The following is a 13,005-nucleotide window of genomic DNA, read 5'->3' as shown; positions in this document are numbered from 1 at the left end:
CAAGCCATTATTTTGCCTTGGATAGAGGCATTAACAATTTGAAGGATTAACATGACCATCAACTTGAAATTCAAAAGAGTCATCGCAGTAGTGCTCCTTGGCGGCATGAGTAGCTTTGTGGCAGCAAGTGCTGAAGACAGTGCAGACCTCGCGCCAGAGGCCACAGCCGCTGAGGCTCAAATCTCATTCTGGGATATGCCTTTTCTCAAAAAAGCCTATATTGATACAACTCCAGCCGATAGAAAAGATGGTATTGCCGTTGGCGAATTAGGCGTTGATGGCGGTAATAAAAATAAGATTGTCATGCTGGCCCAAGAAATCGCCGACAGTAGGCACGGTGGCTACGACAGCCTACTCATTGCCCACAAGGGCAAACTCCTCTTTGAATCATATTATCAGCGTGCTCGTGTTAATCTGCCGCATTTTCAGTCGTCAACGACTAAATCCTATACCAGTCTAGCGCTTGGTCGTGCTATCCAGATGGGGTATTTGACCATGGCCGATTTGGACAAGCCCTTGGTCAGCTTTCTTAAGGACCTGGACCCAACAACATTCGTCGATGGTGCAGAAAAGATCACGTTGCACCAAGCATTGATCATGAGCTCTGGCATTCGCATCAGTGATGAACAAAGGGAAGAGTTCGAGAAAACTCCCAGTCGACTAAAGGGTCAAGGCGAAGTTCAAGCTTTTCTTGAGAGTAGCGCGCCTATCACCGCAAAGTCTCAGATATTTAAATATGGCGGCGGCCAATCAAACTTGGTGATGCAAGTAATCGAGGCCGTGGTGCCGGGGACGGCTAAAGCGTTTATTAAAAATGAGCTTCTCGACAAAATGGGTATCAGCAACTATCGCTGGCAGACTGGTGTAAGCGGGCTACCAGAAGCGGGTCAGCGTGTGAGCATGACATCAAGGGCTATGGTCAAGTGGGGCACCTTGGTCATTAACAAAGGCAAATGGCAGGGCGAGCAACTCATATCCGCAGATTATTTAGCTAAGGCCACCAGTAGCGTGACTAAGGCGACTGAAGATTGGCATCCCAAAAATTTCTTCTACGGCTATTTTTGGTATCAAACCAATATAACCATCGGCGATAAAAACTATGATGCCAATTTAGCGTGGGGTGGTGGCGGGCAACGCATTATTACAGTTGCTGAGCTTGATCTCATTATTGTGATAACAGGTGCTGATGATGCAGATACCATCATGACTCAGGTTTCAAAAATCATCCTACCCGCGTTTGCTAAATAAGGAGTCACCATGAAATCTGCTTATGTTTTTGCTCTTTCGGTACTGATAATGAGTAGCGGAAGCCATGCTCATGATGAGGCTTCAGTACTCGAAGGCCCTTATATTGGGCAAACACCACCAGGCTTAACGCCTGAAGTTTTCGCCCCTAGTATTTTTCTACAGAGCATCGAGATTGGGGTGGTAGCTTCACACCCGACATGAAAGAGTACTACTTCTCTAGGAGAAACAGCAAAAGTGGGGAAAATACGACCGTTGTTTTTAAATCCGAGAATAATGGATGATAGAATGGTTATGCCCTTGTGAGTTTAGTCAACGCAGAAGTAGGCAGCCAAAACACTCCTGAAAGGCGAGTTTTAGTGCATCCGATGCTTAAACGTAGAGCAACTATGTTCTTCGCTCGATGCGCAGATCATAGAAAACCTTAGGCCGAAAAGATAAACCATGTCAGGGCATTTATATCCAATTACTTTTGCCCTGCGTTTTTATTGATTATCGAGCAAGAGATTAGGATGACAACTTTTGGAACGGCAAGGATTAAAGCAGAGTGAAGCTGAACACTCTGCTTGTTTGTGTATTGACTGTTTAAACTACGAGTGTTTATTCGCTGGTTAAGTGTTTAAAGATTTGCCCATCCTTCATCACGAAGGTCACGTTTTCCATCAAGCTAATATTCTCTAACGGATCGCCTTCGACGGCGATGATGTCAGCTAAGAATCCCACTTTTATTTGCCCCATGTTGTCTTGCTTAAGTAAAGCAGCACTGTTAACCGTCGCAGCTTGCAGAGCTTGAGCTGGGGTCATGCCAAATTTAACCATGCGTGAGAATTGGTTGCCGTTATCACCATGGGGATAGACAGCAGCATCAGAGCCAAACACCATGTTAGCGCCTGCTTTGACTGCTTTTCTAAAGCTGTCACGCTGGGCTTGTGAGACGAGCTTTTCTTTGTTGATATTCTCTTCCGGGACACCATTGGCTGCGCCAAAGGCGAGGGTGTATTCGGTATTGTAGATATCGCAAGACAGGTAGGTACCCGCTTTAATGGCCATGTTGATTGCTTCATCGTCCATAAAGCTGCAATGCTCGATGCTGTCGACTCCGGCTCTGATTGATTCTTTAATACCACTGGTGCCATGGGCGTGTGAGGCAATGATCACTCCACGCATATGGGCTTCATCGGCGGCAGATTTTATCTCTTCATAGGTTAGCTGTTGAACGCCGACCTTAGTCCCTTTAGAAAATACGCCGCCAGTGGCACAGACTTTAATGGCATTGGCACCGTATTTAATATTCTCTCGGACTTTGGCGCGTATTGCCCAAGGTCCATCTGCGACACCTTGTGCTATTGACTGCTTTTCTGGGGCAGAGAAATTATCGTCACAATGTCCGCCGGTAATACTAATAGGATTGCCTACCGCCCAAATTCTTGGTCCTGGAATTTCACCTGCGTTGATGCCGTCACGGGTTGCTATTACTGCATAGCCTGAAGCGCCTAAGTCTCGTACTGTGGTAAAGCCTGCCATTAAGGTTATCTCGGCATTCTTGACCGCTTTTACAGTTTGGCGGGGAATCGAATAATTTTGCGCAGCTAAGAAATTATCCTCAGCATCACCGGCTAGGTGAACATGCATGTCCATAACACCAGGGAGCAGGGTTTTACCGCTTAGATCGACGAGCTTGTAATCATTATCCGTTGGGATTTTTGACTGTTTGGTTATTTTGCTTATCTGATTGTCGCTAATCACGATAGCCACGTCTTTAATGGTTTTCCCTTCGAGGACATCGACGTAAGCATCTGCGATTAACAGGGTATCTTGTGCGAGGGTTGGCAAGCTCATTGTGAGTGCGATTGTCGCTGCTAAGGATAATTGCAGAGAAGACTTTAAATTGAATTTAGTTAACGCCATGAACGCTTTATTGTTTACCATCCGTGTGGTCTTCCCTTTTTTGTTTTGATTGAAATAAGCTTGAAACCTATCATACGACAAATGTTAAGTTAGCGTTAATGCAGATAACTGTCGAATTGAAACAAGTGATGTAACGTATAAAGAATTCAGGTTATTTAATATTAACCTCAGTTATGTTGATTACAATGGGTTGCTTAGTCATCTACTTAAACAGTTAACAGAGGGTTTTGTCATCATGGGTACAGATAATTCACATTCGACTCGTCGTAAGCCTTGGATTGCGATAGGTGTCATCTTATCTATAGTGCTGCTTTTTTGGTTGTTGTTAATGATGATGCCAAAAGGGTTTAAGTCGACCTTTGAGGAGATCGGTGCTGGTAAGCCTGTGCTGGTGTTTGTCTATGATCCCAATCTGGCGGTGAGTAGCAGCCAAACAGAGCAGATGAATGAAGCGCGTGCACTGCTTGATGATAACGTGCTTTTTTTACTCGCCAGAGTGGGCACTCCAGAGGGGCAGCAGCTGATAGCTAAACACCGAGCTGGCCAAGCGGAGCTATTACTCTTTGATGCGTCAGGAAGCTTAATTAAAAGGCAGTTTGCTGTGAGAGGCGCTAATGAGCTAATACAGTGGGTGCAGTAGTTGCATGGTATAAAATAGGCTAAAAGTCTGAGGGATCCCAACGAGTCTAATCGTATGTTTGTGGATCCCTGACTCAATCTTGCGATATCTAACTTGCTTTTAACACCGCATCCATAATCAATATGGCTGTTTTACTGTTCGGTAAATGCCGCTTGAACCTTTTCTAACTCTTGCTCATCTCTAAGCTTCTGCTTTTCTTGCTCAGTCAGTTGTACTTCATTTTGAAGTGCTATTTGTCTTTGCTTAAGCTCGAATTTCTCATCTTTAGTCAAAAATTTATAGGCTTTCTTGTTGGCAAGTGCATAGGCAACAACGTCTTCGCCTTTTGTTCTGCGCTCATCAACTCGCTGTGAAAAACGTTCGTTATCTCGTGCTTTACGCTCTTCAGCGTTTAATTTACTCATCTTTTATTTCCTCATCAGTTAAACACTAGGTTCAGTCAAACAAATGAGATCTATACCAATCAGTATAAGAAAGTGATCTACTCAGTGCGGCTTTTGGCAAACTAGTTCAAGGCGAATGAATGACGGAATGGTTATTCCCTTGTGAGTTCATTCAACGCAGAAGTAGGTAGTCAAAAACACACCCAAAGGGCGAGTTTTAGCGCTTCTGATGCTGTGTTAACGAGCTTAAACGTAGAATAACTATGCTCTACACTCGTTGCAAAGAACATGGATGTTCTGAATGTCGTTAATGCAGGAGCAATTAATGTCCTTGCCTCTGAATCGCTAAATTCTCGCTGAGCGATCACATCTTTATACTGATTGGTATTAAACATTCATAAAGCTGAGAGCGGATTTTAGCATAAGATGCATTGCAAGCCCCATGGTATCTGGCTTTAGATTGATTTTAGAGCGTTAGATGTGAGATATATACGGGGTCAGAGTCAACTTTTGAACAAGTGGGATGCTCGTCAACTTTTAACCTGACCCTTTCTATTTTAAGGCTTAATGCTGTGTACTCACACTGGCATGGTTAAAAGGCTCTTTTGACCATCAGTTTCGACAAATTGCAGTAACTCCTCTTTCGTTAGTTCCGCTAACCCTAACGAAGCTAATGTCCTGCCTTCGGCATAGAAATCCCTTGATAGAATGCCACTGCACATCTCAATTAAACGATTACATTCAGGCATGTCGATACCTAACTTTTCACCTAATGAGGATAATAAAACCAGCCCCATAGGCACATCTTCAGTGACGTATCGGTTATCGAAACTATAAGGGCCTGGAGGTGATGATATTTTATAGCTTTCAAACACCTCTCTAGGATCTTGGTTAAGATCTTCTTCATTCCTGAATAAGCATGCTTCTAGATAAGGAATAGGTTCACATCCTAGGGCGCTTAATACCGCCATTTTCTCAGCGTCCAATTTCTCTATCATTAACCAAGCCATGTCCGTCGAAAGTGCATCTCTGTACATATATGGCACTTCATCAGGATGATGCTTGGCACAATATTCCAGCATGGGATACATAACATACTGCCCGATTGTGTGAACAATAATATTGGGATTATGCAGTGCTGAATCGAAGATATGTTTTCGAGCGTTACTGATTTCAAGATCGTAGGCTGGAAACAAGCGAGATGCTATCGCCATCCCTTCTGCCATTCTTGTTGCAGGGAAGAATGCTAGCGAGTTTCTGGCGTTCTTAAATAACACTTTTACAGTACCAGGTTCAACGACTCTTGCGTCATTAGGGGTTGATTCCCCTTCGGCAAATATCGGATTGTTCTCGCAAAACTGACTATAGAAGATGCTGCCTGCATAGCCTGGAATTGAGATGACAAGTTGGTCATCAGTGAAATATTTTGCGATTCGCTTTGCTAAATGAGGATGGTAAGTGGTTTGAATAAAAATCATGATCACATCCGCCCCCTCAATCGCTTCTTTAGGGTCTCGAGTTATCAGTTCTAATGGTTGAAAGGTTTTTTCGGCATCATCTGCGCTATCTGTAAAATGTCCTTTTTTGGTGTTATCGATGCAATATATGCCCTTATTTTTGACCATTGTTTCAAAATGATCATCATGAGTAATATTGTTCGATGTCTTCAGTAATCTGACTTTATGTCCTGCCTCGGCAGCCATAAACGCACAAGCAGAACCAGCATTGCCAGCTCCAATTATGGTTATTTTCATTTTATTCCTTTTATATTTTGTTTTTATTTAAGAATTTATGAAAATTATTCTCTTGAAAATGTGGAAATGTGTAAGCTTCGAGATGTGTAAGCTTCGAGATGTGTAAACTTCGAGATGTGTAAATTTCGAGATGTGTAAATTTCGAGATGTGTAAACTTCGAGATGTGTAAACTTCGAGATGTGTAAACTTCGAGATGTGGAAACTTCGAGATGTGGAAACTTCGAGATGTGGAAACTTCGAGATGTGGAAACTTCGAGATGTGAAAACTTCGAGATGTGAAAACTTCGAGATGTGAAAACTTCGAGATGTGAAAACTTCGAGATGTGAAAACTTCGAGATGTGAAAACTTCGAGATGTGAAAACTTCGAGATGTGGAAACTTCGAGATGTGGAAACTTCGAGATGTGGAAACTTCGAGATGTGGAAACTTCGAGATGTGGAAACGTAGATAGGTAGAAATGGCCTTAGGGTGAACCTGCATAAACGCTAATCAAAGCTGGATGCAATCGATATAGATTGAGCGAGCGGAGTATACCCTATACTGATGCTGGCGTCATAAAGCATTGGCCTGATTTTATTCGTCTAAGATATGGCAAAAAGTAGCGTGCTGGGTAAACAGCAAGCTACTTTCTGCTTAACGGATGACAAAGAGTGCATTGTTCAATGTGAATGCCTACTGAGGCATATCGGCTTGAGTCACGTCTGCATCAGGCTTACTGCGTTGAATGTTTTCATATTGAGCCGCTTTGACCTTGGCTGGATTTTGCATTTGTTCTATGTATTGCTGAGCAATGCTGGCATCAATCATTTTTTCTCCTCGATGTTGCACATTATAACGAGATAGATAGAACCAAATATCCTTCGCCTGAAAGCCTTTAATGATGTGGCCTTTTTGCGATTCAGCGTAGTTATGCTTAAAGCTATTGCTTTGTACATAGCTGACAACCCGTTTAATTTCGTCTTTGGTCAGCGTGCCACCGACTTTGTCATTATTACCAATACCAAAAGCGGGCATTGATGCGGTGGGGTTACCAGAAAAAACGAACGCTTCCATTGTCGCCGCAGGGTATCCCATAAAGTTCTTCAACGGTTTGCCATCAATGCCTTCACCGTTTTGGCCATGACAAAGCATGCAGTTTGCTTCAAAAATTTGCTTACCGCTTAGGTCATGTTGTGTGCCTTTACCGATAAGTATGGGCTTTGATGGTTGCAACGGAATGTGCGAACCGTCAGTACGCACCAGATCCGAACGGTTTACTAAACCCTCAACACCTTGGTTGGTGAGTGCTAACTGGGGTGCATGTTTAAGTGAGGGATGCTGCGCCAGTGAAAAGTTCATGGCGACATGGTCAAGATTATCGCCTTGGTAAGTATCACCTTCGATAGCATTAAACGCGGCATTTGATGCTGAACCAAGGTTAATTTTCACAACAGCGGCCATAACAGGAGCTGCGCCGTATTCACCATGTGCTTTACTCACATAGGGGATGCCATCAGCATCGTCATCGCCTGTACCATATCCAGTGAAAACCTCACCGGTGGATTGGTGCTCTGACAACAATAAGCCGCTTTGGTTAACGGTTTGAACCCACCAACGTGTCATGTGTTCTACTTGGTCTTCAAGCAAATAGCTTGGGGTGGTAAACATCACTTCACGTAAGGCTGCCATGGTAACGCCCACTGAATAAGGGGTGACGGTGGCAATATCATTGTTTAACTCACTGCGATAAACCCCATCTTTGACTTGCCAGTAATCGCGGTTAACATGGTTGTAGGCTTTTCGTGCTGCAGTGAGATATTTATCATCACGACTGGAGTAATAGGCTGCAATTAATGCTCGGATCCCTTCAAATTGCGATACAGCAAGACCATTTTTCCCCTGTGCTTGCCCTGATGTGCTGTAACTACTGTTAAAACTGCCATTAGGATTTTGCACTTTAACTAAAAAGTCCGCGTTATTGACCAGTAGTGTTTTTGCTTGTTGAACCAGCTCTGGTTTACGCGCCATATTTTGCCATGACTGTGCCATATCATTGATGGCGACCAGTGCCATTGCCATATCTTTTAATGTAATGGTTGAGCCTTTACCTTCTTCCGGATGCCATTGAGACACAAGTATATTGTTATCTGTGTGCATTGCTTGAATGTTACTAAAGACGGCATTACCAATTGATTCGGCCAGTAACCCTGTACGTTTTTCGACTAAACCGCCATCTACTGGGGGGTTATCCGTGAAAAAGTCACCACGGCGATTTGCAGCGACAGCATAGGCTGACGTTGCCCATACCCAAGATGCTTGATCCCATAATTGGCTACTTGGGTCTTGGATATCCATGGCCCAAACCCGCTCTGGAATGTCTCCCACCCATAATAGGTTTGGCTTTATTTCATGGGGAAGGTATTTAAAGCCATTTTTAGGATCATAGGTATCGGTATTGACGCCGATGAGTTTTTCACCATCGGTAAACATGGATGATTTAACCTGCAGCATGGCGTTCAAGGCACTCATGGTGAGCCCCCAACCACGCATGCCCTCTTCAGCATCATTACCTAATAGCGGCACCTCTTTATGCTTGGATATATGGGTTGTGCCCCTGTGATTGGCTTGGAAGAATCGGTCTAACCATTGTGATCGGCGTTTTACGAACTGTCCCATGGCACCTAAGTTAAAGGTGGTGTCCATGTCGCCATGATCAAAGCGTTGAGGCAAGTCGTTGAAGTAGGTATTAGGGACTCCCCAGCCTCCTTTTTTGCCACTTATTGGGTCGTCGAAACTGTCGGTATTGTCTAACTGACCAGTGAAAAAAGGTTGTACCGACTTGTATTGTAAGTAGGTTGGTTGAATATCATCGAACACGCGTGGGAATCCAGTTCGTTGATATACAAGGGGTAAATCCATCCCTAATAGAATGTCTTTGTTTGAAAATTGACGCTCACCTCGGTCACGCACTAATTTGTTAAACTGGCTGTGCTTGTCTGCTTTCATGCTGAAATATGGACCATGCACCATATGCACACCAGAGTGGCTACGTCCGCCAATATAATCCAGTAAATAGCGCGCATAGAAGTACATTTCACGGGCTGTGACCCATTGAAATGCTCTTTTATAGGCAATAGGAAAGCTGGCTTTCACCATGTCGTTATAGCCTTCCATTCCGGTTTTATAACCTTCATTTGCCATGAAGGTCGCTTCATTGGTATAGAAAGTACGATCAATGATTTTGCTGTCAATGCTTGAACGATATTGCGACAAGTCAGGTTGCGAGAAGCCGCCTTTAATCGTCACGGTTCGCTGATCAGGCGTTAATATGTAGTTCTTAGCTAATGCTTGGGTGATAAATGCACTGGCGATAGAAATACAAAATATCTTGATAATAAATTGTTTATTTTTCATTTTATGCGCTTCCTTAGCTTAAAGAATCGTACTGATAGAGAAACGGAAAACAGCTTCTGGTGCAGGACCTAAATCAGGTTCAATAACGCGGAAGAGTGATGAAAGGGTGAAACGCAATTGAGGATTAGGGCTAAAAATTAGAGACGGTGCGACAAACCCCGTTAATCCACCTGAAAATCCAGGACGATGGCCAACATCAAACACAAAGGCCTCTTCACCCACACTGCCACAGTTGCTGATCACGCCAAGATCTTCGGCGACACAGGTATGAATTTCTGGCTCTGGAATATTGCCAGCGTAGGTGTCTTCTTCGCGATCGAAAGCGATTAAGCTTAAATCCAGCGACAAGTAATCCTTGTAGATAGGTTTAACGAAAGAGGTGAAATAGGTGGTGATATCACCAGGGTCTATTCCATCATCTTCTGAAACAAATTTATGGCTAAATCCACCGTGTAATGCCGAGCGTCCAATGAAGCTATTCTCCGAGAATTGCTTCGTTAAAAAAGCCCCCACTAAGAAACTGGTCGATCCCGTTCCTGACTGTAAAATGGAAGGCAGGCGACCATCTGCTGAAAACCGACCAAAAACACCATTGTTAAAGGGGAAGTCTCCAACAAAGGAGTTGTCGAAGTTGCTGCCACCTGGCGCGAAGCTTTGTACTGCGGCAGAAGGTGCGCTAAAAGCGGGATTGTTATTACACAGCTCCCTATTATCAATATTGAAATTTCTGAAGAAACAGCGACCATCTCCCCAAGTACCATTGGCAACATTTGCCCGTTGTACGGCGTCAAAACCTTGGGCTGCGACAGTGTTGGGAGGCTGTGGACGTCGAGCACTAATTCGACCATTACTGCCAAAAGTTGCTTCGTTGCTACCAGTGGGTAAGAAAACAGCGCCAACCATGGCTAAACCAAAGCCACTATTGGCTTGATCGAGAATTTTCTTTTTTAAAAAGACACCAACGTCACCGATATGAGAAGAGCTACCGGCATTTTCTAAGCTGATGAAGGGTTGGCCATTAGGGTTAACTGAGCCGTTTGTTTCTACAGTACGGTAGGGTATGTTAACTCGTAGTGTAAAGCTATGGAGGTACTTTGTGTTTAAATCGAAGCCATAAAATAGATCGAGATCGGATAACTGCCGATTAACTTCAAAATTACTGAATACATCAGTATTAGGGGTTCCATCTTTAAAAAAATCATTTCCATCCAAAGAGATATACCGTTGAGAGAAATCTAACCGGAACGCTCCTGGTGGTAAAACATACGCATGTTGAGTGACTGCGGGAGTTAATAAGGGGGGAATAAAGGTTTTTATTTGATTGCCAATTTGAGTTCTATCATGCGCGTAAAAATCATCACTGCCATAAATACTGTCAGTGGTGCCTAATGTAAGATAATCATCAATGCTATTTTTTTTAACCTCCTCAGCGTGAGTTACCATCGATGTATTTAATAATAAAGCAAATAATAGAGTCTGCTTTATATTGAATTTTTTATGTTTAACATATATATCCAAAATAATCCCTTACTACTAATATTAATAACGTGGGATGATTCTACGGCTAAAAAAATATTATACTTCACGTGGAGTGATGTATTTTATAACGAATGTATCACGAAATATTATATTCAAGTTAATCATAGGTTATTAGGTAAGGGTTTTTATTTAAAAGGTAATTATATATATTATTTCCGGTATTGACTTTATTATATGTACCATTTGAAGATAATGTAACTAAATATTTTAACTTAATGTTGAGTCATTTTATAAACACTAATATCTAATTATTCATAAGATTATGTTAATAAGCATGCTCCTTCATTTACGGTAATTAGCATTAACCCTGGCCTTTTCTTGCCTATTGGTAAATCAAACAGGTTGCAACTACTTAGTGTGAGATTGCTTACCCGAGGCTCATTTTTATGTTTCAATAGACAATAAATCATTGGCTAAATCGGTGTAATTTAATGGAGATTGAGCATGTTATTTCTTGTCGGCATGGACAAAAAGTATGAGTTGATAGAGCCTTTAATGACTTGCCATTGCCAACGCTGTGGTGAGGAAAGGCAATGGAGCTTGTACAAGGAAACCGAATTAGCGTCATTGTTTTTCATTACGGTTTGGCGCTTCACCCCTGATTACTTCTTGGTGTGTGATGTATGCCAAGATATGGTTAAGCTTTCTAGGGTGCAGGGTAAGCAGTTGGTACATATGGGCTCTCGTGATCAAAAAATACACGATGAAGTCGAAGGCTTAGTGATTGAGCATCAAACAATTAATGACAAAAGTTAGTAAACACTGACATTTGTGATAAAACTAACCTCGCGCATGCAGAGGTTAGTTTCATATAAGCTTATCGAAGTGATTAGGGAACTATTTAAATGACAATCCCCACATGACCACTTTGCCACCAGCAGAGAGATCTGATGTTCCCTTAGCTGAGATTCTGATTCTGTCAGTATATGTGGTATGAGGTAAGGTAAACTCCTGTCGTTGATAGAAAGGGGCTATTTCAATCGGGGCGAACTGATAGCTTCCTACAGTTTCCCAAACTCCATCTTTCCAAGCATCAACAGTGAATGAAGTTAATCTAGTGCCTTCACCATTATTAAAGGAACCCAATCTAAAGGTTTTAAGTTTTAGTGGCTTGTTAAAGTCTAAATAGAATGACATCGGAAAAGGTGTTCCACCAAACCCAGTGTCGGTTTGCACGAAAATACCTGTATTAGGGGAAAATTCAGCTTCATAAATGGGTTCAAGATTATCAGTATCGACTAGAAAATTTGAATTTAGTGTATTATTTACACTATTATCGCCTACATCAAAAATATTATCAGCATAGTAAGAGGTTATATTCTTGAACGTAGGAATATCTTTAGTTAATACATCTGAATGGAAAGTAAAGTCACCTTGTTGACCACTTGGTCCATACCATACACCTTCCCAGTAGTTATTCTCGATACGGCCAAAATACCAGTTTCTGGTATCACCCTGATGGATCTCGAATCTAAACCTTGGCTTATCACCAGAGCCTATATAACTATTAGATGCATTTTCAACAACCCCAGAAATAATTGATCCATCTTCAGTTTTACCAATAATTAGATTACCAGATAAATCTACATTAATCTTAATATGATTCTGGTAATCATTAGCCCCATCAACAGTTTCATCGTAGTGTAAGTACACCACTTCATTTGCTGAAAACGCAAAAGGAGAAATCATACACAGAGCAGTAAGAAGCGTTTTTTTCATTAATACAGTTCCTTGGAAAGCAGATTTTTTAATATTTATTTGCAGAGTAGCGTCATTGATAACCCTGTTATCAGTCATGCTAGCTGCGGCTATTATCAGTTAAATCAACCTTGCAGGAAAAGTTTTTTAGTTCAAATTATCAGATAGTTAACTAATTTGTGATATCGAGCAAGAATACAGGTTTGGGTGGATAGCGGCTTACTAACACTTTTATTATCCGCTCATGTTAATGAATGAGATATCCTAATGAACCGCGTGTTTTTTAAATGGATTTTCATTTACAAAATAAGTATTAAAGATAATAATCATCAAGATTTTTATTGGTGCAATACCGCATTTGATGAAAAGGCAAAACATGTGAAAGCATGTGACGCAAAGCATCCAGCCTAAGGGGTATAACCCTAGGGTAGTGGGGTTACCTCA

Annotated in this window: 10 protein-coding genes and 1 riboswitch; of the genes, 4 read left to right on the top strand and 6 right to left on the bottom strand. The window is 42.1% G+C overall.

Going from position 1 to position 13,005, the window contains the following annotated elements:
• The first annotated feature begins 51 nt into the window (after positions 1–51).
• Both FN961_RS02745 and FN961_RS02740 read left to right on the top strand, forming a co-directional pair.
• Positions 52–1,248: a serine hydrolase domain-containing protein gene (locus FN961_RS02745; RefSeq protein ID WP_143563007.1), complete on the top strand. Its 1,197-nt coding sequence runs from the start codon at positions 52–54 to the stop codon at positions 1,246–1,248.
• Positions 1,249–1,257: 9 nt separating this feature from the next.
• Entirely contained in the window at positions 1,258–1,449 is a 192-nt protein-coding gene (locus FN961_RS02740; protein ID WP_143563006.1) for a hypothetical protein, read from the top strand.
• Positions 1,450–1,845: 396 nt separating this feature from the next.
• On the opposite strand, the gene FN961_RS02735 is transcribed toward FN961_RS02740, so the two are convergent.
• Positions 1,846–3,084: a Xaa-Pro dipeptidase gene (locus FN961_RS02735; RefSeq protein ID WP_229814614.1), complete on the bottom strand. Its 1,239-nt coding sequence runs from the start codon at positions 3,082–3,084 to the stop codon at positions 1,846–1,848.
• A 304-nt stretch (positions 3,085–3,388) separates the two neighbouring features.
• On the opposite strand from FN961_RS02735, the gene FN961_RS02730 reads away from it, so the two are divergent.
• Positions 3,389–3,793, top strand: coding sequence for a hypothetical protein (locus FN961_RS02730; RefSeq protein WP_143563005.1), 405 nt, complete (start codon positions 3,389–3,391; stop codon positions 3,791–3,793).
• A 131-nt stretch (positions 3,794–3,924) separates the two neighbouring features.
• Here FN961_RS02730 and FN961_RS02725 read toward each other — a convergent pair whose 3' ends face one another.
• The 4 genes from FN961_RS02725 to FN961_RS02705 form a co-directional block, all read right to left on the bottom strand.
• On the bottom strand, positions 3,925–4,197 hold the full coding sequence (locus FN961_RS02725) for a DNA polymerase III subunit epsilon (RefSeq protein ID WP_143563004.1): 273 nt from the start codon (positions 4,195–4,197) through the stop codon (positions 3,925–3,927).
• Between the two features lie 557 nt (positions 4,198–4,754).
• Positions 4,755–5,930, bottom strand: coding sequence for an NAD/NADP-dependent octopine/nopaline dehydrogenase family protein (locus tag FN961_RS02715; protein ID WP_143563003.1), 1,176 nt, complete (start codon positions 5,928–5,930; stop codon positions 4,755–4,757).
• Between the two features lie 673 nt (positions 5,931–6,603).
• Positions 6,604–9,324 carry a c-type cytochrome gene (locus tag FN961_RS02710; protein WP_143563002.1) on the bottom strand — a complete coding sequence of 907 codons (2,721 nt, stop codon included), beginning with the start codon at positions 9,322–9,324 and terminating at the stop codon, positions 6,604–6,606.
• 18 nt (positions 9,325–9,342) lie between these two features.
• Positions 9,343–10,767 carry a hypothetical protein gene (locus tag FN961_RS02705; RefSeq protein ID WP_143563001.1) on the bottom strand — a complete coding sequence of 475 codons (1,425 nt, stop codon included), beginning with the start codon at positions 10,765–10,767 and terminating at the stop codon, positions 9,343–9,345.
• A gap of 540 nt (positions 10,768–11,307) precedes the next feature.
• Here FN961_RS02705 and FN961_RS02700 point away from each other — a divergent pair.
• Positions 11,308–11,619: a zinc-ribbon domain-containing protein gene (locus FN961_RS02700; protein ID WP_143563000.1), complete on the top strand. Its 312-nt coding sequence runs from the start codon at positions 11,308–11,310 to the stop codon at positions 11,617–11,619.
• An 81-nt stretch (positions 11,620–11,700) separates the two neighbouring features.
• Here FN961_RS02700 and FN961_RS02695 read toward each other — a convergent pair whose 3' ends face one another.
• The gene (locus FN961_RS02695) at positions 11,701–12,582 is read right to left on the bottom strand and encodes a hypothetical protein (RefSeq protein WP_143562999.1); all 882 of its coding nucleotides are present in this window, start codon (positions 12,580–12,582) and stop codon (positions 11,701–11,703) included.
• 337 nt (positions 12,583–12,919) lie between these two features.
• Positions 12,920–13,005, top strand: a riboswitch (cyclic di-GMP riboswitch).

Origin of the sequence: Shewanella hanedai (assembly GCF_007197645.1) — a bacterium.
Classification (GTDB): domain Bacteria; phylum Pseudomonadota; class Gammaproteobacteria; order Enterobacterales; family Shewanellaceae; genus Shewanella; species Shewanella hanedai.
Note: the sequence above shows the minus strand (reverse complement) of the source record. Positions and strands in the feature narration are given on the sequence as shown.